This window comes from Streptomyces sp. NRRL F-525, assembly GCF_000716605.1.
Taxonomy (GTDB): domain Bacteria; phylum Actinomycetota; class Actinomycetes; order Streptomycetales; family Streptomycetaceae; genus Streptomyces.
Map to the genome: position 1 here is coordinate 1 of NZ_JNXE01000057.1, position 21,771 is coordinate 21,771.

At 71.2% G+C, this 21,771-nt stretch carries 23 protein-coding genes; 8 read left to right on the top strand and 15 right to left on the bottom strand.

Annotation, left to right across the window (positions count from 1 at the left end; all coding sequences use genetic code 11):
- Positions 1-865: 865 nt before the first annotated feature.
- A complete protein-coding gene (locus tag OO69_RS52240) occupies positions 866-1,042 on the top strand; it encodes a hypothetical protein (protein WP_158713498.1) in 177 nt (58 codons plus the stop codon).
- 176 nt (positions 1,043-1,218) lie between these two features.
- Here OO69_RS52240 and OO69_RS52245 read toward each other — a convergent pair whose 3' ends face one another.
- The 3 genes from OO69_RS52245 to sigE form a co-directional block, all read right to left on the bottom strand.
- A complete protein-coding gene (locus OO69_RS52245) occupies positions 1,219-1,428 on the bottom strand; it encodes a hypothetical protein (RefSeq protein WP_158713499.1) in 210 nt (69 codons plus the stop codon).
- A 390-nt stretch (positions 1,429-1,818) separates the two neighbouring features.
- Complete coding sequence (locus OO69_RS44930) at positions 1,819-2,805, bottom strand: anti-sigma factor family protein (RefSeq protein ID WP_033286796.1); 987 nt, start codon at positions 2,803-2,805, stop codon at positions 1,819-1,821.
- Entirely contained in the window at positions 2,802-3,503 is a 702-nt protein-coding gene (gene sigE, locus OO69_RS44935) for an RNA polymerase sigma factor SigE (RefSeq protein ID WP_019072074.1), read from the bottom strand. Before sigE ends, OO69_RS44930 begins: the two co-directional genes overlap by 4 nt.
- 270 nt (positions 3,504-3,773) lie before the next feature.
- On the opposite strand from sigE, the gene OO69_RS44940 reads away from it, so the two are divergent.
- Positions 3,774-4,472, top strand: coding sequence for an O-methyltransferase (locus OO69_RS44940; RefSeq protein WP_078652869.1), 699 nt, complete (start codon positions 3,774-3,776; stop codon positions 4,470-4,472).
- Positions 4,473-4,560: 88 nt separating this feature from the next.
- Here the strand turns inward: OO69_RS44940 and OO69_RS50995 are convergent, their stop codons facing one another.
- A complete protein-coding gene (locus OO69_RS50995) occupies positions 4,561-4,728 on the bottom strand; it encodes a DUF3117 domain-containing protein (RefSeq protein ID WP_003966491.1) in 168 nt (55 codons plus the stop codon).
- Positions 4,729-5,103: 375 nt separating this feature from the next.
- Between OO69_RS50995 and OO69_RS44945 the strand changes: the two genes are divergently transcribed.
- The gene (locus OO69_RS44945; protein ID WP_033286798.1) at positions 5,104-5,907 is read left to right on the top strand and encodes an enoyl-CoA hydratase/isomerase family protein; all 804 of its coding nucleotides are present in this window, start codon (positions 5,104-5,106) and stop codon (positions 5,905-5,907) included.
- Positions 5,908-5,984: 77 nt separating this feature from the next.
- Here the strand turns inward: OO69_RS44945 and OO69_RS44950 are convergent, their stop codons facing one another.
- Together OO69_RS44950 and OO69_RS44955 are read right to left on the bottom strand one after the other, a co-directional pair.
- Entirely contained in the window at positions 5,985-6,566 is a 582-nt protein-coding gene (locus OO69_RS44950) for a DNA-3-methyladenine glycosylase I (RefSeq protein ID WP_033286799.1), read from the bottom strand.
- Positions 6,563-6,913, bottom strand: a complete 351-nt coding sequence (locus tag OO69_RS44955; RefSeq protein ID WP_033286800.1) for a DivIVA domain-containing protein — start codon at positions 6,911-6,913, stop codon at positions 6,563-6,565. The genes OO69_RS44950 and OO69_RS44955 overlap by 4 nt, the downstream gene beginning before the upstream one ends.
- Positions 6,914-7,048: 135 nt before the next feature.
- Between OO69_RS44955 and folP the strand changes: the two genes are divergently transcribed.
- Positions 7,049-7,909 carry a dihydropteroate synthase gene (gene folP, locus OO69_RS44960; RefSeq protein WP_033286801.1) on the top strand — a complete coding sequence of 287 codons (861 nt, stop codon included), beginning with the start codon at positions 7,049-7,051 and terminating at the stop codon, positions 7,907-7,909.
- 134 nt (positions 7,910-8,043) lie between these two features.
- On the opposite strand, the gene OO69_RS44965 is transcribed toward folP, so the two are convergent.
- Both OO69_RS44965 and dapE read right to left on the bottom strand, forming a co-directional pair.
- The gene (locus OO69_RS44965; RefSeq protein ID WP_033286802.1) at positions 8,044-8,802 is read right to left on the bottom strand and encodes a TIGR00730 family Rossman fold protein; all 759 of its coding nucleotides are present in this window, start codon (positions 8,800-8,802) and stop codon (positions 8,044-8,046) included.
- Positions 8,803-8,878: 76 nt separating this feature from the next.
- Positions 8,879-9,958, bottom strand: coding sequence for a succinyl-diaminopimelate desuccinylase (dapE, locus tag OO69_RS44970; RefSeq protein WP_033286803.1), 1,080 nt, complete (start codon positions 9,956-9,958; stop codon positions 8,879-8,881).
- An 85-nt stretch (positions 9,959-10,043) separates the two neighbouring features.
- On the opposite strand from dapE, the gene OO69_RS44975 reads away from it, so the two are divergent.
- A complete protein-coding gene (locus OO69_RS44975; RefSeq protein ID WP_051801745.1) occupies positions 10,044-11,021 on the top strand; it encodes a hypothetical protein in 978 nt (325 codons plus the stop codon).
- A gap of 297 nt (positions 11,022-11,318) precedes the next feature.
- Positions 11,319-11,771: a hypothetical protein gene (locus OO69_RS44980; protein ID WP_033286804.1), complete on the top strand. Its 453-nt coding sequence runs from the start codon at positions 11,319-11,321 to the stop codon at positions 11,769-11,771.
- A 120-nt stretch (positions 11,772-11,891) separates the two neighbouring features.
- On the opposite strand, the gene OO69_RS44985 is transcribed toward OO69_RS44980, so the two are convergent.
- Together OO69_RS44985 and fdxA are read right to left on the bottom strand one after the other, a co-directional pair.
- Complete coding sequence (locus OO69_RS44985) at positions 11,892-12,986, bottom strand: bifunctional succinyldiaminopimelate transaminase/glutamate-prephenate aminotransferase (RefSeq protein ID WP_033286805.1); 1,095 nt, start codon at positions 12,984-12,986, stop codon at positions 11,892-11,894.
- Positions 12,987-13,105: 119 nt separating this feature from the next.
- Positions 13,106-13,426 carry a ferredoxin gene (fdxA, locus tag OO69_RS44990; protein WP_019058397.1) on the bottom strand — a complete coding sequence of 107 codons (321 nt, stop codon included), beginning with the start codon at positions 13,424-13,426 and terminating at the stop codon, positions 13,106-13,108.
- A gap of 140 nt (positions 13,427-13,566) precedes the next feature.
- Between fdxA and OO69_RS44995 the strand changes: the two genes are divergently transcribed.
- Together OO69_RS44995 and OO69_RS45000 are read left to right on the top strand one after the other, a co-directional pair.
- A complete protein-coding gene (locus OO69_RS44995) occupies positions 13,567-14,562 on the top strand; it encodes a GNAT family N-acetyltransferase (RefSeq protein ID WP_033286806.1) in 996 nt (331 codons plus the stop codon).
- Positions 14,559-15,425: a transglutaminase-like domain-containing protein gene (locus OO69_RS45000; RefSeq protein ID WP_033286807.1), complete on the top strand. Its 867-nt coding sequence runs from the start codon at positions 14,559-14,561 to the stop codon at positions 15,423-15,425. The genes OO69_RS44995 and OO69_RS45000 overlap by 4 nt, the downstream gene beginning before the upstream one ends.
- A 106-nt stretch (positions 15,426-15,531) precedes the next feature.
- Here OO69_RS45000 and OO69_RS45005 read toward each other — a convergent pair whose 3' ends face one another.
- The 5 genes from OO69_RS45005 to OO69_RS52250 form a co-directional block, all read right to left on the bottom strand.
- Entirely contained in the window at positions 15,532-16,146 is a 615-nt protein-coding gene (locus tag OO69_RS45005) for a response regulator transcription factor (RefSeq protein ID WP_033286808.1), read from the bottom strand.
- Positions 16,143-17,357 carry a sensor histidine kinase gene (locus OO69_RS45010; RefSeq protein ID WP_420707966.1) on the bottom strand — a complete coding sequence of 405 codons (1,215 nt, stop codon included), beginning with the start codon at positions 17,355-17,357 and terminating at the stop codon, positions 16,143-16,145. Before OO69_RS45010 ends, OO69_RS45005 begins: the two co-directional genes overlap by 4 nt.
- On the bottom strand, positions 17,354-18,094 hold the full coding sequence (locus tag OO69_RS45015) for an ABC transporter permease (protein ID WP_033286809.1): 741 nt from the start codon (positions 18,092-18,094) through the stop codon (positions 17,354-17,356). Before OO69_RS45015 ends, OO69_RS45010 begins: the two co-directional genes overlap by 4 nt.
- On the bottom strand, positions 18,091-19,017 hold the full coding sequence (locus OO69_RS45020; RefSeq protein WP_033286810.1) for an ABC transporter ATP-binding protein: 927 nt from the start codon (positions 19,015-19,017) through the stop codon (positions 18,091-18,093). The genes OO69_RS45015 and OO69_RS45020 overlap by 4 nt, the downstream gene beginning before the upstream one ends.
- A 149-nt stretch (positions 19,018-19,166) precedes the next feature.
- Positions 19,167-21,713 (bottom strand): hypothetical protein, encoded by a 2,547-nt coding sequence (locus tag OO69_RS52250; protein WP_033286826.1) that lies wholly within the window; start codon positions 21,711-21,713, stop codon positions 19,167-19,169.
- Positions 21,714-21,771: the final 58 nt, after the last annotated feature.

Sequence of the window (21,771 nt, forward strand, 5' to 3'; positions counted from 1 at the left end):
ACACCTAAGCCTTCGTCGGCAGCGTCAGATGTGTATAAGAGACAGGGACAACGGGGGTGAGGGGTGCGGGGGTTGAGGCGTTGGAGAGGGGTGGTGTGGGGGGAGCGAGGGGCACCGGGGTTGCAGCAGGGGGTGCGGAGATGCCGGGGGCTGAGGCGTTGGCGCCGAGCGCGGGCGCGGGGGTGCCGGTAGGCGCGGAGGGAGCGGAGGACGCCGGGGCCGTGCCGGAGGGCGCGGAAGCGCTGGCGGCTGAGGCGTCGGCGCCAAACGCGGGCGCAGGGGTCGCGAGGGACGCCGGAGCCGTGCCGGAGGGCCCGGAGGCGCTGGCGGCTGAGGCGTCGGCGATACGTGGTGCGGGGATGCCTGGAGGCACGGTGTCGGCGAACGGCGGCCCAGGAGTGTCAGCAGCCGCGGGAGCGGAGTACGGGGCGGGCGTACCGGGAGGCGCGGTATCCGCAAGAGACGGTGCAGAAGTGCCCGGAGACGCGGGAGCGCCGTACGGGACCAGCGGGACTGGAGTGCCAGGAGCTGCTGTGTGAGCCTGTGGGGCCACACCGGGAGCAGAAGCGACCGCAGGGTGCTGAACAGGCGGCGCGGGCGCCCAGGGCCCCGGCTCGCCGTACGGCGGGGTGCTGTAGGGGTCGGGGTCGTGCAGGGGCTTGGGCCGATCGGCGCGCGGGAGGACCTCACTGGGAGTCGTCGGGGGTACGGGGCCGGAGGCTTCCGGTCCGAAATCAGCGCCGACGCCCACAGACGCGATCCCGGTCGGGGAGACCGACCCGGGGTGATCCACCTCGGAAGGTCCCGGCCCGAACTCAGCGCCAACGCCCACAGACGCGATCCCGGTCGGGGAGACCGACCCGGGGTGATCCACCTCGGAAACACCGTCGGCGTCTACGGCCACGCCGCCGGCCGGGAAACCCGGCACGGGGTGGCTCAACTCGAAGTCACCGTCGGCCTCTACGACCGCCCCGTCAGCCCGGGCCCCCGAGACCGAATGACCCGGCTGGACACCAACGCCCTCTGCCGCAAGCCCAGTTGAAGACTCGATCACGGGCCGGTCCAACACTGAGTCACCGCCCTCGCCCACGACCACACCGCCGTCCGGAGAACCCGACACAGGGCGACTCAACTCGAAGTCGGCGTCAACACCCGCAGCCACACCGCCAGTCGGGACCTCCGGAACACCACGCCCCGAGTCAAACCCACCGCCAGCGCCTACCACCGCACCAGCAGCCGAAGGCCCCGCGACGGGACGCCCCAACTCGAAATCGCCGTCAACGTCCGCACCCGCACCGCCAGTTGGAGCCCCACCCCCAGGCCGACCCAACTCGACGTCACCGCCGACGTCCTCAGCCGCACCCCGGGCCAGGCCCCCCGACACAGGCCGCTCCAGCTCGAAGTCACCCCCACCGGAAGCCACTTCACCGCTCAGCCCCTCAGCAGGTGCCCCCAACTCGAAGTCCCCATCGCCGGCTCCCCGCAACACACTCGGCGGCCGCAACGCAAAGTCCCCGTCGGCATCCCCGACATGCCCGGCACCCTCGGTATCCGCACGGGCATCCCCGTCGACGCCAACCCCACGGACACGGACCCCGGTATCACCCAAAGCCCCCGGTGCCGCACCCTGCGCCTCAGCCATACCCGGTACCGGAACAACCGGCACCGCAGGGCCCCGCCCCCGAGCCCACCACTTCGTCCTCGCAGGGCCCCGCTCCGGCGTCCCCTCGTCCATGGTTCCCGTCCCCCCACAACTGCCCGCGCCACCCCGTACTCCCCGGATTCAACCAGGTTCGCGGGCTGTGGCGCAGAGGCCGGTCAGTGGAGCGGGTGGGCTGGGAACGAGGGGGTGGAAGAGGGAGACGAGGTGGCGTCGGGGGCCGGTGCTCGGAGCAGGCCCGGGGCCATGACCTCGGGGGCCGTGGACCACGACGTGAGGGCGACCGGCGGGGTCGCGTTGAGCGGGCGTATGAGGGGGGACATGACCGCCGCTCCGGCCATCACCGGCGCGGTCAACGTGTGCAGGACCTCGTCACCCTGGACCGCCGAGGGCGACGGCACTCCGGGGAGCAGCGGGGCGGAGACCGAGGTCGGGACCGCCGTGTCGCCGAGCATCGAGCGCTGGCTCGTGCCCTGGGCCAGCAGGGGGCCGACCCCGCGGCGGCGCCCGGCGTCGGTGGTCGCCGCGCCCGTGCCCTGCGTACGCGCCGGAGTCACACCCGTACCGCCCCGCGCTTCCGCGGCCGTGTCGCCCGGCGCGACCGTGGCCACCCCGCCCAGCGCGATCGCGGCCAGCGAGACCGCCCCGGCGGCGACGAACGCGAACCGCATCCCGCGCGAGGCGGAGCGGTCGGTGTCGTGTCGGCTGACGTCATGGATACGGAAGCCTTCGCGGGCGGCGGACCGGGACGGCGACGAAGGGGTCAGGGCCGTAGCGGCATGCGGGCCCGCGGGGACGTAGCCGAACTCGAACGCGTCGAGCGGGCCGTCTCTTTTGACGCCGAAGACGCCGATCCCGGCGGCGAACAGTCCCCCGCCGGGCGGCTCCTCGCCGTCCGTGTCACCGCCACCCCCGGGAAGCCCCTGCAGTCGGGCCAGGAAGCTCTCGGAGGGGGGCGGTGGGGCCATTTCCGCGAACACGTTCTTCAGTCGGCGCTGCGCGTCGGCCTCGGCCTTGCACTTCGTACAGGTGGCCAGGTGCGCCAGTACGCGCTCGCGCGACTCATGACCGAGCTCCCCGTCCACCAGGGCGGAAAGTCGGTCTCCCAGATGCTGCTCCGCAGGCGTAGGACGTGATCCACTCACGCGGTCGCGCCCCCTCCCCCCAGCGCGGGCACACGCGCCACGAAGGAACGGCGCTCGGCCCGTGCTTCCGGCGAGCGGTGCGCGAGGGCCTTGCGGAGCTGGGAGCGGCCGCGGTGGATCCGGGAACGGACCGTACCGAGCTTGACGCCCAGGGTCGCGGCGATCTCCTCGTACGAGAGACCCTCGATGTCGCACAGGACGACCGCCGCCCGGAACTCCGGGGCGAGGGTGTCCAGGGCCTGCTGGACGTCGGCGTCGAAGTGCGCGTCGTTGAAGACCTGCTGGGGTGACGGCTCGCGGCTGGGCAGTCGCTCGGCCGCGTCCTCCCCCAGCGCGTCGAAACGGATGCGCTGCTTGCGGCGGACCATGTCCAGGAAGAGGTTGGTGGTGATGCGGTGCAGCCAGCCCTCGAAGGTGCCGGGCGTGTAGGTCGACAGCGAACGGAACACCCGGACGAAGACCTCTTGCGTCAGGTCCTCGGCGTCGTGCTGGTTCCCCGTCAGGCGGTACGCGAGCCGGTACACACGGCCGCTGTGGGTGCTGACGATCTCCTCCCAGGTGGGCGGAGTCCACGCCTGCCCGTCCGCGTCGGTGGAGAAGGTCGCGGTCTGGGCATGGTCAGCGGCGTGGCTGTGGTCAGCAGCGGTGTCGTTCACGGATTTCGGCCTGCCCGCCGATCCGAGAAAGCGCCGGAGCACTCCTCCCCGATCCACAGGTACAGCCGCACCTCCCCTGTCGGCTCTGGTGGTGTCCAGTGGAGCCCCTACCATAGCCACCTCGCCCGTTAGCTCCGGATAAGCGGTTTTACGAGAATTTGATACACGCTCATACCGACCTGGCGGTGGTGCGGGCCGATGTTCGTGACCTTGCTCGACGTCCAGCTCGACGACCTGATCCATCGTCATCCCCCGCCCTTCCCTCCGGTCGCGTCCCCGAGTGCATTCCTCCCTCTCTAAACGCCCGGTCCCATCAGCAGGTTCCCGGCACCAACGGATACAGTCACGCCCAGGCAACCACGGGGACAGGAGAGGGTCATTACCGGCAACCGGCAGACGAGCTGGGCGTTCGCCGACGCCTATGTCGCCGAGGACGAAGCACTGCGCTGGGCCCGTGACCGGGCCCGCGAGGCAGGGCTGCGCTCGGTGTCGCCCGGCACGGGCGCCGCGCTGCGGATGCTCGCCGCCACCGTGGACGCGAAAGCGGTGGCCGAGATCGGAACCGGGACGGGCGTCTCCGGAATGCATCTTCTGTACGGCATGCGGCCGGACGGGGTACTGACCACCGTCGACCCGGAGCCGGACCACCAGCAGTTCGCCCGCCAGGCCTTCCGCGCGTGCGGCTTCGCCAGCAACCGGGCCCGCTTCATCCCGGGCCGCGCCCTGGACGTGCTGCCCCGGCTCGCGGACGCGGGCTACGACCTCGTGTTCTGCGACGGTGACCGGCTGGAGTTCCTGGACTATCTCGCTGAATCGTTGCGCCTGCTGCGTCCGGGTGGCCTCGTGGTCTTCGAAGGCGTCTTCGCCAACGGCCGCACCGTCGACTCGGGCCCCCAGCCCACCGAAGTCCTCCGCCTGCGCGAGCTGCTACGCGCCGTGCGCGAGAGCCCGGAGCTGGTGCCGTCGCTGCTCCCGGTGGGCGACGGCCTGCTCTGCGCCGTCAAGCGCTGACCCCGTAGGCACCGCCCGGGAAAGCAGCTGCCCCGGCACCGTCTCGGGTGCCGGGGCAACTGAAGGGGTATGGTCGCGTTCCGCCGCGTCAGCCGACGACCTTCTTGAGGGCGTCGCCCAGCGCGTCGGCCTCGTCAGGGGTCAGCTCGACGACGAGCCGCCCGCCGCCTTCGAGCGGAACGCGCATGACGATGCCCCGCCCCTCCTTGGTCACCTCGAGCGGGCCATCGCCCGTCCGCGGCTTCATGGCCGCCATGCTCGTTCCCCTTCCTGAAACCAGCTCATCGTCGCCGACGGCCCCATGGAGGGCACGCGCGGCCCCTAATGAGACACGCGTCACCGGCATCGAACACATTGCTTCCAAGCCATTATCCCGCATCTCAGGACCCGATGACCAACATCAGTCGGCATCGCTTGGGCAACGCGCGCGAGCAAAACCACTCAATTCGCCGATGTGACTGCGATACTTCGCCGCCGCGCGGACCCCGGCCGACCCGATCCTGCCCAGAATTCTTTGACGCAGGTCACACGTCCGGTCCGGGTCGTGGACGGTGATCTCCGCCATGCTGTCCTACGGACGTACGGCGTACCGACCGGTACGCCGGAGCCGCGACACCCGAGGGGATACGCCATGGCCGACACCGTGCTCTACGAGGTGACCGACGGACTCGCGACGATCACGCTGAACCGCCCCGAGGCGATGAACGCGCTGAACATCGCGACCAAGGTCGCCCTCCGGGAGGCGGTCCAGTCCGCGGCGGCCGACGACGCCGTACGGGCCGTACTGCTGACGGCGACCGGGGAGCGGGCGTTCTGCGTGGGCCAGGACCTGAAGGAGCACATCACGCTGCTGGCCTCCGACCGGGAGGCCGGGACCGGGGCCACGATGACCACGGTGAAGGAGCACTACAACCCCATCGTGCGGGCGCTGGCCGGGATGGCCAAGCCCGTCGTCGCCGGGGTCAACGGGGTCGCCGCGGGCGCCGGTTTCGGGCTCGCGCTGGCCGCGGACTACCGGGTCGTGGCGGACACGGCCGGCTTCAACACGTCCTTCGCGGGGGTCGCCCTGACCGCGGACTCCGGCATCTCCTGGACGCTGCCGCGGGTCGTTGGTCCCGGGCGCGCTTCCGACCTGCTGCTGTTCCCGCGGACGATCAAGGCGCAGGACGCGTACGACCTCGGGATCGCCAACCGGCTCGTCCCTGTTGGCGAGCTGCACGCCGAGGCGGAGAAGGTCGCCCGGCAGCTGGCGGACGGGCCGACGGTGGCTTACGCGGCGCTGAAGGAGGCCGTTGCCTTCGGGCTGACGCACACCCTTGAGGAGACGCTGGAGAAAGAAGACGAACTGCAATCTTGGGCGGGCGCGTCGGAGGATCACGCGATCGCTGTGCAGGCCTTCGTCAACAAGGAGAAGCCGAAGTACCTGGGGCGCTGAGTTCTCAAAGTGCGGGCCCGGTGAGGGCTGGTCGCGCTCACGCGGCGGAGCCGCAAATCGACACAGCCCCGCGCCCCTTAAGGGGCGCTTCTCGCCGCGCAGGTTTTCAGGTGGTCGTTGACCAACCCACACGCCTGCATCAGGGCGTACGCCGTCGTGGGCCCCACGAACTTCAAGCCCCGCTTCTTCAGGGCCTTCGACAGGGCTGTCGACTCCGCCGTCACCGCCGAGACGTCCCCGAGAGTCTTCGGGGCCGGGCCCGGCTTCGGGGCGTGGGACCAGATGAAGTCGTCCAGCTCGCCCGGCGCCCAGTCGACCAGCACGCGCGCGTTGGCGATCGTCGCGTCGACCTTGAGGCGGTTGCGGATGATGCCGGTGTCGGCGAGGAGGCGTTCGCGGTCGGTGTCCGTGAAGGTCGCCACCTCCGCGATCTTGAAGCCCGCGAACGCCGCCCGGAAGCCCTCGCGGCGGCGCAGGATCGTGATCCAGGAGAGGCCGGACTGGAAGGCCTCCAGGCTGAGGCGCTCGTAGAGGGCGTCGTCGCCGTGGACCGGGCGGCCCCACTCCTCGTCGTGGTACGCGACGTAGTCCTCCGTGGAGAGTGCCCAGGGGCAGCGCAGCGCGCCGTCCGGACCGGCGACGGCCCCGCCCTCGGTCACTGCTGGTCGCCTTCGACCGGCTTCTGCATGGAGACGTGGGCGCTGGCCTGCGCGCCCGCGAGCGCGTGCTCCAGGTCGGCGATCCGGGCGTCGCGCTCGGCCAGTTCGGCGGCGATGCGGCCCAGCGCGTCGTCCACCTCGGCCATGCGGTAGCCCCGCGCGGCGAGCGGGAAGCGGAGGGTCTCGATGTCGGCGTGGTTCACCGGCCGGTCCGGGGGCAGCGGGTCGTCGAGGCGCTCGGGCGTGGCGTCGGGCAGTGGGGCGCTCTCGCCGCCGCCGATCACCGAGAGGGTCACGGCGCCGACCACGACGGCGAGCCCGACGACCAGGAACAGGAACATGAACATCTCTGAGGTCTCCACGGGCGTCGATGTCGGACGTGCCGAAGCCGAATGTGTCAGGGTCCGATCGTGCCATGCGACGCTGACAGTTAGGGTCACAGGCGGCTGAAGACCGGTACGTACTAGGAGAGGTCACAGGGGATGCTCAGGCTGGGCAGGCGTGAATTCGACACGCACGAGCCGGTGATCATGGCGATCGTGAACCGGACCCCGGACTCCTTCTACGACCAGGGGGCCACGTTCCGCGACGAGCCCGCCCTCGCGCGCGTGGAGCAGGCGGTGGCCGAGGGCGCCGCGATCATCGACATCGGCGGGGTCAAGGCCGGACCCGGCGAGGAAGTCACCGCCGAGGAGGAGGCGCGGCGCACGGTCGGCTTCGTGGCCGAGGTGCGGCGGCGGTTCCCCGACGTGATCATCAGCGTCGACACCTGGCGGCACGAGGTCGGCGAGGCCGTCTGCGAGGTCGGCGCGGATCTCCTGAACGACGCGTGGGGCGGCGTCGATCCGCGGCTCGCGGAGGTCGCCGCGCGGTACGGGGTCGGGCTGGTCTGCACGCACGCCGGTGGCGCGGAGCCGCGGACCCGGCCGCACCGGGTGGCCTACGACGACGTCATGGGCGACATCCTGCGCGTGACCCTGGGGCTCGCCGAGCGGGCCGTGGAACTCGGGGTCCCCAGGGAGTCCGTGCTGATCGATCCCGGGCATGACTTCGGGAAGAACACGCGGCACAGCCTGGAGGCGACTCGGCGGCTCGGGGAGATGGTCTCCACGGGGTGGCCCGTGCTGGTGTCGCTGTCCAACAAGGACTTCGTGGGCGAGACGCTCGACAAGCCGGTCAAGGAGCGGGTAGTCGGGACGCTCGCGACCACGGCCGTGTCTGCGTGGCTCGGTGCGCAGGTGTACCGGGTGCACGAAGTCGCGGAGACGCGGCAGGTGTTGGACATGGTGGCGTCGATCGCTGGGCATCGGCCTCCGGCGGTGGGCAGGCGGGGGCTGGCGTAGGTTTTTTCGCCCCCGCCGCCCCTACCCGTCCCATCCCTGGGGGCGGCCGCCCCCAGACCCCCGCATCGGCCTGAACGGCCTCGTCCTCAAACGCCGGACGGGCTGGAATTGCCGGCCGGAGTTCAAAGCCAGAGTCAGCGGCCGGCTTCCTTCGACACCAGCGCGACCGCCTCTTCCACGTCATCCGTGACATGGAACAGAAGCAGGTCCTTCTCCGACGCCTTGCCCTGGGCGATCAGCGTGTTCTTCAGCCAGTCGACCAGGCCGCCCCAGTACTCGCTTCCGAAGAGGACGATCGGGAAGCGGGTGACCTTCTGGGTCTGTACGAGGGTGAGGGCCTCGAAGAGTTCGTCGAGGGTGCCGAGGCCGCCGGGGAGGACCACGAAGCCCTGGGCGTACTTGACGAACATCATCTTGCGGACGAAGAAGTAACGGAAGTTCAGCCCGATGTCGACGTAGGCGTTGAGGCCCTGCTCGAAGGGCAGCTCGATGCCGAGGCCGACGGAGATGCCCTTGGCCTCCAGGGCGCCCTTGTTGGCCGCCTCCATGGCGCCGGGGCCGCCGCCGGTGATCACGGCCCACCCGGCCTCCACGAGGGCGCGTCCGAGGCGTACGCCCGCTTCGTACTCCGGTGAGTCCGGCTTGGTGCGGGCCGAGCCGAACACGCTGATCGCGGGCGGCAGTTCGGCCAGGGTGCCGAAGCCCTCGATGAACTCCGACTGGATCCGCAGGACGCGCCACGGGTCGGTGTGGACCCAGTCCGAGGGGCCGCCCGCGTCCAGGAGGCGCTGGTCGGTCGTGCTCGCGGTCACCTGGCCGCGCCGCCGGAGGACCGGTCCCAGGCGCTGCTCCTCCGGTGGCTGCTGCTTGCCCTCGGGGTTGCCTGTAGCCATGTGCGCTCCCTCCACTTGCAGGTGTTTCCACCTCAGCGTAGGTCTACGCGGGTTACAGCGGGGGGACGTACGGATGTCAGCCCGTCAGCCAGTCCACGAGCCGCCGCTCGGCCTCGGGGATCAGGGCCGCCTCCACCCGCTCGTCGACCTTGTGGGCGAGGAGCTGGGCGCCGGGGCCGTAGTTCACCGCGGGCACGCCGAGCGCGCTGAAGCGGGCCACGTCCGTCCAGCCGAACTTGGGGCGGGCCTCGCCGCCGACGGCCGCCATGAAGGCCGCGGCGGCCGGGTGGGTCAGGCCGGGGCGGGCCCCTCCGGTGTGGTCGTCGACGACGAACTCGTCGACCCCGCAGTCGGCGAAGTAGTCGCGTACGAAGGCCTCCGCCTCCTCCTCGTTGCGGTCGGGCGCATAGCGGAAGTTGACAACCAGGGTGCACGCGTCGGGGATGACGTTGGTGGCCACTCCCCCTTCGACGCGCACCGCGTTGAGGCCCTCGTGGAACTGGAGGCCGTCCACGACGGGTGTGCGGGGCTCGTACGCGGCGAGCTTGGCCAGCGCCTTCGAGGCCGCGTGGATCGCGTTGGAGCCCATCCACGCGCGCGCGGAGTGCGCCCGTTCACCCTTGAACTTCAGGAACACCCGGAGCGTGCCCTGGCAGCCGCCCTCGACCTGCCCGTCCGTCGGCTCCAGGAGGACCGCGAAGTCGCCCTCCAGCCAGTCGGGGTGGGCCTCGGAGACGTGCTTGAGGCCGTTGAGGTGGGCGGCGACCTCCTCGTTGTCGTAGAAGACGAAGGTGAGGTCACGGTTGGGGGTCAACACCGTTGCCGCGATGCGGAGTTGGACCGCCACCCCGGACTTCATGTCGCAGGTGCCGCAGCCCCACAGGACGCCGTTCTCGTCGAGGCGCGAGGGGACGTTGTCGGCGATCGGGACGGTGTCGATGTGGCCGGCCAGGACGACGCGTTCGGTACGGCCGAGGTTCGTGCGCGCGACGACGTTGTTGCCGTACCGGTCGACCGTCAGGTGCGGCAGGGCCCGCAGGGCGGTCTCGATCGCGTCCGCGAGGGGCTTCTCGGTGCCGCTCTCCGAGGGGAAGTCGACGAGCTGCGCGGTGAGCCGTGCGGCGTCCAGCGTGAGGTCAAGTGCGGTGTCGGCCATGGCGTCGACCCTAACCCGATCGGTCTGCACACAAGTTATCCACACCCGGCGCAGCGGTAACAGGAGCCTCCGCTACCTTGTGGGGATGCTCCAGTCCCCCACCCCCAAGAAGCGTCGACGCGGCCGCCTCTTCCGGTTCTCCTCGGCGCTCGTGGTGCTGCTCGCGGTCGCGGGCTATCTCGTCGTCCAGTACGTCACCGGCGGCCGGGGCGGGCCCGGTTGCAAGGTGGTCTCCGGGAAGGACGACGGCCAGGCGTACGAGTTCTCGCAGGAGCAGACGATGAACGCGGCGACGATCGCCGCCGTCGGCACCGGGCGCGGGATGCCGGAGCGGGCCGTGACGATCGCGCTCGCGACCGCCCTCCAGGAGTCGCAGCTGGTCAACATCCAGCACGGCGACCTGGATTCGCTCGGCCTGTTCCAGCAGCGGCCCTCGCAGGGCTGGGGCACCAAGAAGGAGATCCTGGACCCGACGTACGCGGCGGGCGTCTTCTACGAGCACCTGGCCAAGGTGGACGACTACCAGAAGCTGCCCCTCACCGTCGCCGCCCAGCGCGTGCAGCGCAGCGGTTTCCCGGAGGCGTACGCCAAGCACGAGCCCGAGGCCACGCTGCTGTCCGCCGCCCTCACCGGGCAGGCGGCCGCCACGCTGACCTGCCAGGGCCTCCCGGACACCACACAGGCGGCCGTCGGCCCGGACGCCGTACGGGCCGCGCTGGTACGGGACTTCGGGCGCACGGTGCTGAAGGAGACGGGCGCCGAGGTGACCGGCGGGTCTGCCTCCAAGGCCAAGTCGACGGCCAAGTCGACGCCGTCTCCCAGCGCGAGTGCGAGCGGTGGGAGCAGCACGGTGACCCTGCCGGTGCGGTCCGGGAGCACGCGGACCGGGTGGCAGCTCGCGCACTGGGCGGTCGCCAACTCCTCGGTGCTGCACATCGAGCGCGTGTCGTACGCGGGCCGCGAGTGGGCCGCCGGCAGCGCGGACGACCCGTGGCACTCGACCGCGACGAACGCCTCCGGCGGGGTGCGGATAGTGACCGAGCGGCAGGGCGGGCAGAAGTAGCCGCGGGGCGGTGACCGGGCAGTCGTACGGGTCATCACCCGTACGGGTTATGCGTGGTCGATGCCGGTCCGGGTGTGCTCAGGTTTTCGTGCGGTCACCCTGGCGTGCGCCAGAGTCCTTGAAAACAAAGGGCTGTGAGCATTTGGCGGGCTTTCACACCGGGCGCTCTTTGTCCGTTTTTATCCGTAGCTGATAATGCGACGCATTGCCAACTCTTTACGTTGGCGCTCCGCAACCTTCGCGCGCTTCGAGCGGTAGTCACTGCGTCCGAGCCCGGAGATCAACACAAGGAGCATCATGTCCCTCCCCCTGACCCGCCGGATCGCCCGTGCCGCGCTGCTCGTCGCAGCGGGAGCGGCAGCCGGGGTCGGTGCGGCCGGCTCCGCCAGTGCGGCCCCCTCCCTGCCGGCCACCCCGAACCTGGGCGCGTTGACCGCCCTGGACGGGGCGAGCGTCGGCAACACGGTCGACGGCGCGAGCCAGAATGTCACGGGGGTCGCCGGTAAGTCCGGTGGCCAGACGCTGGAGAAGGCGGTGCCGGCCGCCGGGAAGACCGGTGGGAAGGTTGCCAAGACCGTGGCTCCGGCTGCGCAGCATGTTGCCGGGGACACGGCTGGGCAGGCCGGGGGTCTGCTTGGTGAGACCGCGAAGACGGCGACGTCGGGTGGCGGGTTGCCTACGGACGCGGTCACCAAGGGTGGGTTGCCCACGGCGCAGGAACTGCCGCTCAAGGGTCTGCCGCTTGGCTGAGTGTGCCTGCGTTAAAGGGGTCCAGGGAGTTTCCCTGGACCCCTTTTTCGGTTGTTCGTCGACTGACGGTCGGTGGGGGCTGGTCGCGCAGTTCCTCGCGCCCCTAAAAGCAAAAGGCCTTCAGCTGAGCCTGTTTACGGCTGCGCGGACTCGCTCATCCGTAGCCGTCAGGGCCACGCGTACGAAATTTTCGCCGGCCTCTCCGTAGAAGTCGCCCGGGGCTACGAGGATGCCCAGGTCGGCCAGGTGGGCCACCGTCTTCCAGCAGGACTCGTCCCTCGTTGCCCACAAGTACAGGCTGGCCTCGCTGTGTTCGATGCGGAAGCCGTGGGCGACGAGAGCCTCCCTCAGGGCCGTGCGGCGGGTCAGGTAGCGCTCGCGCTGTTCCTGGACGTGAGTGTCATCCCCTAGGGCCGCCACCACCGCTGCCTGCGTGGGCGCCGACGTCATCATGCCGCCGTGCTTGCGGATCTCCAGGAGCGGGGCCAGGACCGCGGGGTCGCCGGCGAGGAAGGCGGCGCGGTAACCGGCGAGGTTCGAGCGCTTGGAGAGGGAGTGAACCGCGACGATGCCGTCGTAGGAACCGCCGTTGACGTCCGGGTGGAGGACCGAGACCGGGTCGGCCTCCCAGCCCAGTTCGAGGTAGCACTCGTCGGAGAAGATCAGGATGCCGTGCTCGCGGGCCCAGGCGACGATCCGGGTCAGCTCCTCCTTGGGGAGGACCTTGCCGGTCGGGTTCGACGGGGAGTTGAGCCAGAGGAGCTTCAGGCCCTCGGGGTTCAGCTCTGTCGGGTCGTCGTAGGTCTCGTACTCGGCGCGGGCCAGGCGGGCGCCGACCTCGTACGTCGGGTACGCGAGGCGCGGGTAGGCCACGCGGTCGCCCGGGCCGAGGCCCAGCTGGGTCGGGAGCCAGGCGACGAGTTCCTTGGAGCCGACGATCGGCAGGACGTGGCGGTGGGTCACGTCGCGGGCGCCCAGGCGGCGCTCCACCCAGCCGGTGATCGCGTCGCGCAGAGCCGGTGTGCCCCAGACCGTCGGATAGCCGGGCGAGTCGGCCGCGGCGACCAGCGCTTTCTGGATGAGGTCGGGAACCGGGTCCACCGGGGTGCCGACCGACAGGTCGACGATGCCGTCCGGGTGTGCTGCGGCCGTCTTCTTGTACGGCTCCAGCTTGTCCCAGGGGAAGGTGGGCAGGCGGTCGGTGACTGCGGACACGGTTACTCGCTCACTTTCTTCGGTACGGCCGCCACGGCAAACGCCTCGGCCCCGTAGGGCGCTGATCGGGCGTGATCAGGCCGTACGGGACCGAGGCGGCGCGTCTGCGCGGGCCGCTCTTACTGGTTCTGCGGCGGCAGCGCGGCGACGAAGGGGTGGTCGCGCTCGATCAGGCCCAGCTTGCTGGCGCCGCCCGGGGAGCCGAGCTCGTCGAAGAACTCGACGTTGGCCTTGTAGTAGTCCTTCCACTCCTCGGGAGTGTCGTCCTCGTAGAAGATCGCCTCGACCGGGCACACCGGCTCACAGGCTCCGCAGTCGACGCATTCGTCCGGGTGGATGTACAAGGACCGTGAGCCCTCGTAAATGCAGTCGACCGGGCACTCCTCGATGCACGCCTTGTCCTTGACGTCTACACAAGGCTGCGCGATGACGTAGGTCACGCTGTCGTTCCTCCTCGATAGGGCGCTGGCGGGCCTCCGTAGGCTCCGCCGCCCGGCGCGCGGGAGCGCGGCGTCGTCCATGCCCGCACCTAGTATCTCCGTTCCGGGGCGTGATCCATACAGGAGGGGTGAACTGACCTGTGGAAATCTCTGCGGCTGGGCGTCTTGAGGTTCGTATCACCGCTGCTGACGTGGGCAAACGGGTGTCTGTCAGGCGCTTGACAGATACCGAAGACACGACGGAGAAGTTCACCGACACGGTGGGTGTTCTCACATCATGGGACAGCGGTGTGCTGACGATCACACGGAAGGGTGGGGAGTCCGTCCGTATTTCGGAATCCTCGCTGGTCGCGGGCAAGGTCGTGCCGGCCGCTCCGGCCCGTCGGCGGGGACCGTCCGCCACCTACCCGGAGCTGGCCCGTGTCTCCTCGCGCGCGTGGTGGCCGGTGGAGAGCGAGCGGCTCGGCGCGTGGGAGCTGCGCGCCGCCGCCGGATTCACCCGCCGCGCCAACTCCGTCCTGCCGCTCGGCGATCCCGGCCTGCCCCTCGACGAGGCCCTGACCGCCGTACGACGGTGGTACGGCGACCGGGGCCTGCCCGCGTACGTCCAGACGGCCACGGGTGCCGAGGGCACGCAGGAGCTGCTCTGCGCCGAGCTGGAACAGCGCGGCTGGACCCGTGAGGTCACCGCCGAGCTGTGGGTAGGGGCGCTGGCCCCTGTCGCGGACCGCGCGGACGCCTCCGGGGTCGAGCTGTCCCGGTCCGCCGACGAGGCGTGGCTGGCCCGCTATCAGCGCAAGGGGGTGAGCGAGGTGGCCCTGAAGGTGCTCGGGAGCGGGCCCTCGGTGTGGTTCGCGACGGTGCCCGGCGAGGGGGCCGAACCCGCGGCCATCGGGCGGTGTGTCGTCGACGGGCGGTGGGCCGGGTTCGCCGCGGTCGAGGTGGACCCCGCGCTACGGCGGCGGGGGCTGGGGTCGGTCGTCATGGCCGCGCTGGCCTCGCGGGCGCTGGAGGAGGGGGCTTCGGCCGCGTGGCTGCAGGTCGAGGCGGAGAACGTGGGGGCGCGGGCGTTGTACGCCGGGATGGGGTTCTCCGCGCATCACGCCTATCACCACTACCGCGACGGTTCGTCGTGAACGGGTTCGGGTTCGAGTTCGCCGCGTCTTCGCCCTGCCCTCCTTCGGCTGAACGGGCCGCCGAGGTGCGGCAGTTGTTCGCCGAGGAGGCTCGGGCCGAGCGGCCCGATCTCGCGACGCTGTGTCTGCTGGTGGGGGCCGCGGCGGACGGGGGGCTGGACGACGCCGGGATCGACTCGGTGCAGGTGGAGTTGGACCGGCTGGCCGGGCAGGTGCCGTATCGCCCCGGCGGGCCCGCTGCCTGGGCTAGCGCGTTGCGCCAACTCCTGGGCGAGCGGTTCGAGTTCCGGGGTTCGGCCGGTGACTATCAGCGGTTGGAGTCCTCGCTGCTGCACGAAGTGCTTCGGCGGCGGCGGGGGTTGCCGATCCTGTTGTCCGTGGTGTGGATGGAGGTTGCGCGGCGGGCGGGGGCGCCGGTGTACGGGGTCGGGTTGCCGGGGCATTTCGTGGTGGGGTTCGGGGCGGGGGACGAGCGGGTGCTGGCCGATCCGTTCGATGGGGGGCGGGTGTTGTCCGGGGGTGATGCGGAGTTGTTGGTGGGGGCGACGGTGCGGCCTTCCATGCTGGTGCCCGCGGAGCCCCTTGATGTGGTTGTGCGGGTTCTCAACAACATCCGGGCGTGGGCGGCGGCTCGGCCTGAGCGGTCCGAAGTTGCCCTGTGGGCTGTGGAGTTGGCGTTGCTGTTGCCTTCGCACCCCGCGCAGTTGCGGTACGAGCGGGCTCAACTGCTGGTTCAGCGGGGGGATTTCCTCACCGGGGCGGCCGAGTTGGATGCCTATGCCGAGGTGGTGGCTGCCGTGGATGAACCTGCGGCGGATCGGGTGCGGGGGCAGGCTTCTTCGGCTCGGGCCATGTTGAACTGACCTTCGGCTATTCGCCGTTGGGGCTACGGTCGTCTTGCGTCTGAAGGCGCGTTGGGGCTGGTCGCGCAGTTCCCCGCGCCCCTAGGGAGATCGGCCTGGCCTGCGATTACAACCAACCCTTCTCTCTCGCGATGCGTACCGCCTCCGCCCTGTTCCTGACCGCCAGCTTCTGGATCGCTGTCGACAGGTAGTTGCGGACCGTGCCCTGTGACAGGTGCAAGGCCTTGGCCAGCTCCGCATTCGTAGAACCGTCCGCCGCCGCCCGCAGCACCTCGCGCTCGCGGTCGGTCAAAGGGTTCGCGCCCTCCGCCAGGGCCGCTGCCGCGAGGGTGGGGTCGATGACCCGCTCCCCCGCGAGCACCTTCCGTACCGCTTCGGCGAGTTGGGCCGCCGGGGCGTCCTTCACCAGGAAGGCGTCGGCGCCCGCTTCCATCGCGCTACGGAGGTAACCGGGGCGGCCGAAGGTCGTCAGGACCACCAGCTTCACCCCGGGGAGTGCCTTGTGGACCTGGGCCGCCGCCTCGATCCCCGTGCAGCCCGGCATTTCGATGTCGAGGAGGGCCACGTCCACGGCGTGCTGCCGTGCCGCCTCCAACACCTCGTCGCCGCGGGCGACTTGGGCGACGACCTCGATGTCGTCCTCCAGGCCGAGCAGTGCGGCCAGTGCCTCGCGGACCATCGACTGGTCCTCGGCGAGGAGGACCTTGATCGTGCGGCTCATGCGGGCGATCCTACGTCCGTCACAGCGGCCGGGGCGTCGGCGGGCACCCGTGCCACCAGCCGGAAGCCGCGTTTGAGGCGGGTCGTCTCCAGGGAGCCGCCGGCCTTCTCCAGGCGCTCGGTGAGGCCGGTCAGACCGTTGCCGGGGCCCTTGCCTGAGCCGCCCGCGCCGTTGTCCTCGACGGAGAGTTCCAGCATCGGGCCGTCCAGCGTCTGGCGTCGGACCAGTTCGACCACGCAGCGCTGGGCGCCGCTGTGCCGTACGACGTTGGTGATCGCCTCGCGCAGGGCCCAGGCCAGGGCCGACTCGCTGTCTTCGGTCACCGTCGTCAGGTCCGGTTCGGCGGGGAGGTCCGCGATGACTCCCGCCGCTGTCAACGCGACCTGGGCGCCCGCCAGTTCGCCGGCCAGGCGCGGGCGGCGGTAGCCGGTGACCGCCTCGCGGACGTCCACCAGGGCCTGGCGGCTGACCTGTTCGATGTCGGTGACCTGCTGGGCCGCCTTGTCGGGGTGGTCGGGGAGCATCCGGCCGGCCAGTTCGCTCTTCAGGGTGATCAGGGAGAGGGAGTGGCCGAGGAGGTCGTGCAGGTCTCGGGCCAGCCTCAACCGCTCCTCGTTCGCCGCCAGTTGGGCGACTGTGGCCCGCGCCTTGCGCAACTCGACCGTCGTGCGCACCAGTTGCCGTACGCCCGTCATGGAGTAGCCCACAAGGAGCACGATCAGGAACAGGCCCCAGGCGTCGTCCAGGTCGTCGACGAACCAGCCCGCCAGCATCATCGCGGCCGTCGTCAGCGGGATCGTCCAGTACGCGGCCAGCAGCGGGAGGGTGACCCCGCAGGTGACGGAGACGTAGACGAAGAGGCCGAGCCAGGCGTGGCCGAGGGAGAGGGTCAGGGCCACCGCCAGTACCCACAGGACGGCGACCATGGCGCCGACGAGCCAGCCGGAGTAGGGGCGGCCCATGGTGCGGAAGACGACCGCCAGGTAGATCCCGGTGAACGCCACCAGGCCCACCCAGCCGGCCGTCGTGGCCGCGGTGGTGTGGTGGTCGGCCAGCAGGTCCTGCGCGGGGGAGCCGAGGAAGACCAGCCAGGGCAGGATCCACACCAGCTTGCGCAGCATCTCGCCCCGGTCGCGGGGCGGCTGTCCGATCCGGATCAGCCGCTCCACCCTGGCCTTCTCCGGCAGCGGGTCTTCGGTCATCGCGCTCACGCCTTCAGCGTGTCCTTCCGGTACAGCCAGGCCGCCCCGCCCGCGAACAGGGCGAAGTAGACGACGAGGAGGGTGACGTCCTTGGCGTGCGGCGATTGGCTCTGCTCGATCGCCTGGCCGAGGGCAGCGTACGCGTGGGTGGGCAGCCACTTCGCGATGGACTGCAGCCAGTCGGGGAACGTCGTGGCGGGCATCCACAGGCCGCCCAGCATCGACAGTCCGAAGTACGTGATCATCGTGATCGGGCGGACCGCGTCCCCGCTCGCCATGTACCCGATGGCCACCCCGAGCGCGGCGAAGACCAGGCTCCCGGCCCAGATCGCGCCGGTCAGCGCGAGCCACTGCCAGGCGTCCAGCCGTACGTCCTTCACGGTCGCGGCGACGATGAAGACCACGATGATGGAGGGCAGGCTGACCACCGCGGCGCTGGCCGTCTTCGCGATCACATAGCCGCGCCCGGGCAGTGTGGTGAGCCTCAACTGCCGTACCCAGCCGCTCTCCCGCTCCTTCGCGATGCGCTCGCTGTTGCCCATCAGGACGGCGGTCAGGGCGCCGAAGGAGGCCATCGAGACCATCATGTAGGTCGCGACCGTCAGGCCGGTGCCGTCGATCTTGTCGGTGCTGCCTGCGCTACCCGCGATCAGCAGGAACAGGGCCGAGGGGTAGATCACCGAGAAGAACAGGAACTTGCGGTTGCGCAGGGCGCGGGTGAGTTCCAGTTTGATCAGGCTGTTCATGACTGCTTGGCCTCCTCGGCGGCGGTGATGGCGACGAAGGCCTGCTCCAGGCCGAGCCCGGCGACTTCGAGGTTGCGGGGGTAGACGCCGAGGCCGTAGAGCGCGTGGACGGTCGCGTCGGCGTCGGTGGACTGGATGCGGATCGTGGAGCCGCTGATGTCGACAGAGGTCAGGAAGGGGAGGGAACGGATCGGCGCCTCGTCGATCTCGCCCTCCAGGTCGAAGGCGACCTTGCGGGCGCCGGCCTTCGCCTTGATCTCGGCGGCGGTGCCGTCCGCGAGCAGGCGGCCGCGGTGCAGGACCAGGACGCGGTCCGCGATGGCGTCGGCCTCTTCGAGGTAGTGGGTGGCGAAGAGGACCGTACGGCCCTGGTCGGCCTGTTCGCGCATGGTCGCCCAGAAGGCCTGGCGGGCGGTGACGTCCATGCCGGTGGTCGGCTCGTCGAGGACGATCAGGTCGCTGTCGCCCGCGGTCGCCAGCGCGAAGCGGACGCGCTGGGCCTGGCCGCCGGAGAGCTTGTTGACCTTGCGGTCGGCGATCTGCGCGATGCCCGCGCGGGCGATCACGTCCGCGACCTTGTACGGCTTGGGGTGCAAGTCGCAGGCCAGCCGGACCAGTTCGGCGACCGTGACCTCGTCCATCAGCCCGCCGCTCTGCAGCATCGCGCCCACCCGCCCGGCGACGATGGCGTCCCGCGGGCTGGTCCCGAAGACCTCGACCTTGCCGGTGTCGGCCTGCTTGAGGCCGAGCAGCAGATCGAGGGTGGTCGACTTCCCGGCCCCGTTCGGCCCCAGCAGGGCCACCGTCTCCCCCGGGTGCAGCACGAGCGACAGCCCGTCCACGGCCCGGACCTCGCCGTAGCTCTTGCTCACCTGGTCGAACCCGACCACCGCTGTGGTGGCGGTCCCCGCTGTTGTCGTCATGCCACCCATCGTGGCCGCCGGGGGCGGGTGCCCGGCAGTGTCGGCGGTCCGGTGTGCCGCATGACAGATGTCATGGGCGGGGGCGGATGTCCTACGGGGAAGGGGCACCCGGCGCTGTGCCGGGTGCCCCTTCGTGCGGTCGTCGTGCGCTAGCTGGGGTTCGTGACGATGGTCCCGACCCGGTTGGTCTTGCTGATGAGGGCCTGGCGCAGGGCGCCGTAGACGTCCTGCGGGGTGACGGCCGTCTTCTGGCCGGTGGCCCGGGTGATCTTCACGCCGTCGAAGAGGCTGCCGTAGAGCGTCTGGAGGGCGTTCAGGTCGGGGCTGTCGGTCAGCTTGCCGTTGACCGCCTTCACCTTGAGGAACTTCCACAGGGATTTGTTCGGGCTCAGTTGCAGCGAGACGCCGGTGTCCGTCTTGACCGTGACGAGGGCGGACATCGCGGGTTCCGCGAAGGCCTTCATCTCGCGGTCGACCTCGGCGTTCGAGACCGTCGGCTGCTTGGTGGTCGTCGGGACGGTCATCGCGCCGGCCGTGCCGGTCTCCACCTGGGTGCGGTACGCCTCCTCGACGGCCTGGGTGGACGCGGCCGCGTCGATGGCCTTGCCCGCCTTGCCGTAGACGGCCACGGCCTTGCCGGAGGTGAACTGGATCGTGCCCTCGGTCACCGCGCCGGAGCCGGAGCCGCCGCCGAGGTCGGAGAGGGCGGCGGCGAGCTTCTCCTCGTCGACCGGCATGACCGGGGCGACGACCCGGTGCTGGCCGAAGAGCGAGCCGATCACGGAGACCGGGTTGTAGTCGCTGGTGGCGGCCGCGCTGACCGTGGCCGCGGTGTCGAACTGGAGCCCCGCCTGGTCCGGCTTGAGCGAGACCGTCTTGCCGCCGACCGACAGCTTCAGCGGCTTGTCCACCCGGCCGCCGAACGCGTCGTCGAGCTTCTTGACGGCGCCGTCACGGGTGCTGCCGCCGATGTCGACGCCGAGCACGGTGGTGCCCTTGGGCACGTCGGTGTGGTTCATCAGCAGGCCCGCGCAGTAGGCGCCGCCGCCGATGACGATCACGCCGACGCAGAGCAGGACCAGCTTGCTGCGGCCCTTCTTCTTTTTCTTGGCGCTCTTGCCGGTGTTCTTGGCCGCGGCGGGCGCGCTCTGCGCCGCACCGGGCTCGGGCTGCTTCGGGGGCGTGTGCGGCAGCGGCCCGTCGGGGTGGGTGCCCGGGCCGAACGGCGAGTTGCCCGCACCCGGGACGACCGGCATCCCGCTGGTGACGGTGTGTCCGGAGACCTGGTCGGCGGGGGCGCCGTAGCCGGGGCCACCGGGTTCGGGGGCCGGCTTCTGCGGGGTGAGGATCGCGGTGTCGTCGCTGAGACCGCCGCCGGGGATCATGCCGGGGATGCTCGCGCCGCCGGGGCCCATGCCGGGGCCTCCGGGTCCCATGCCGGGAGCGCCGGGACCACCAGGACCCGTGCCGGGACCGCCAGGCCCCCTGCCGCGACCGCCGCCGTGCCGGCCGGAACCCGCACCCGGAGCGCCGGGACCACCAGGCCCACCGGCACCGTTCGTGCCGCCCGCTCCGGGCCCGTCCGCGTACCCGCTCAGCGTGCTGGGCGCGCCCGGTGCTCCGCCCATGGGGCCGGACGGGAGCATCAGGCCGTTGCCGGTGACCGGACCGCCGGTCGGGCCCGCGGGGCCTTCGGGACCGCCCTGGCCGCCGCGCCCGTTCGGGCCGTTGAAACCGTTGGGTCCACCCGGACCACCGGGAGCGCCCGGGCCTCCGGGACCCATGCCCTGGCCGTTCGGGCCGGGGAACTGCTCGGCCCGCCCGCCGGGACCACTGCCCCCGGGGAAACCGCCCGGGCCGTTCGGCTCGGGGTAACCACCTTGTCCGCCCTGGCCGTTGGGCCCGGGGTAACCGCCCTGCTGCCCGTTGTCCGAGAAGTACGGCAGGTCGTCCCGGCGCGGTTCGGCGGGGCCGCCGTTGGGGCCGCCGCCGTTCGGGCGCGGTCCGTTGCCGGCCGCCAGGGCTTCGGTCACGTCGAAGGAACCCGTGCCGCCGCCGTGTCCGGGGGCGACGGGTCCGGCTCCGGTGGCGCCGCCGATTCCGGCGCCGTTCGTGCCGCCGTTCGCGGCGGCCTGCCGGGCGGCGCCCGTCACGCTCATGCCGCCGACCACACCACCGGGACGACCGGCACCCGGCCGGCCCGCACCGGGGGCACCGGCAGCGGGCGCACTCGGGGTGCCCGCGGCCGAACCACCCGGAATTCCGGCGCCGTTGGTGCCGCCACCGCCCTGACCGCCCTTCGCGGGGCCGGACTTGCGGGGTGCGAACCAGTCGCTGGTCTTCTCCTCGGCGCCGGGCAGCGCGAGTTCGGCGGACGGCTCGGCGACGCCGCCGGTGGGCAGCGCGGAACTCGGCAGCTGCACCTCGGCGGTCGTGGATCCGTCGCCGGACCCTGCGTCCGCGACGGGCGTGCGCACGACGACAGGCGGAATGGGCCGCGAACCGGGGATGTTGATCCGGATCCGGGTCGTCAGCGTCGTCTCGGTCTTGCGTTCGTCCGGCTGCGCGGCCGAACGCCCCGCATCCGTACGGTCGTCGGAAGCCGCGGGCGTCCCGTACGGCGGGGTCCCCGAGGGGTAAGCGGCTCCGCCGCGCCCGTCGGGCCCGGAGGACGGAGTGTCAGTTTCACGACTCAAGGCAAGTTCTCCCGGTTGGCTCCGCCGCCCGACACCCACGGGCGACTCGGCGGCGCGC

What these genes read in the sequence shown, in the direction of transcription:
- OO69_RS45015 (WP_033286809.1), bottom strand. Translation starts at nt 18,094, where the DNA reads ATGAACAGCCTGATCAAACTGGAACTCACCCGCGCCCTGCGCAACCGC.
- folP (WP_033286801.1), top strand. Translation starts at nt 7,049, where the DNA reads ATGCTCAGGCTGGGCAGGCGTGAATTCGACACGCACGAGCCGGTGATC.
- OO69_RS44965 (WP_033286802.1), bottom strand. Translation starts at nt 8,802, where the DNA reads ATGGCTACAGGCAACCCCGAGGGCAAGCAGCAGCCACCGGAGGAGCAG.
- OO69_RS44945 (WP_033286798.1), top strand. Translation starts at nt 5,104, where the DNA reads ATGGCCGACACCGTGCTCTACGAGGTGACCGACGGACTCGCGACGATC.
- OO69_RS44955 (WP_033286800.1), bottom strand. Translation starts at nt 6,913, where the DNA reads ATGTTCATGTTCCTGTTCCTGGTCGTCGGGCTCGCCGTCGTGGTCGGC.
- OO69_RS45005 (WP_033286808.1), bottom strand. Translation starts at nt 16,146, where the DNA reads ATGAGCCGCACGATCAAGGTCCTCCTCGCCGAGGACCAGTCGATGGTC.
- OO69_RS45020 (WP_033286810.1), bottom strand. Translation starts at nt 19,017, where the DNA reads ATGACGACAACAGCGGGGACCGCCACCACAGCGGTGGTCGGGTTCGAC.
- OO69_RS50995 (WP_003966491.1), bottom strand. Translation starts at nt 4,728, where the DNA reads ATGGCGGCCATGAAGCCGCGGACGGGCGATGGCCCGCTCGAGGTGACC.
- OO69_RS44980 (WP_033286804.1), top strand. Translation starts at nt 11,319, where the DNA reads ATGTCCCTCCCCCTGACCCGCCGGATCGCCCGTGCCGCGCTGCTCGTC.
- dapE (WP_033286803.1), bottom strand. Translation starts at nt 9,958, where the DNA reads ATGGCCGACACCGCACTTGACCTCACGCTGGACGCCGCACGGCTCACC.
- OO69_RS44975 (WP_051801745.1), top strand. Translation starts at nt 10,044, where the DNA reads ATGCTCCAGTCCCCCACCCCCAAGAAGCGTCGACGCGGCCGCCTCTTC.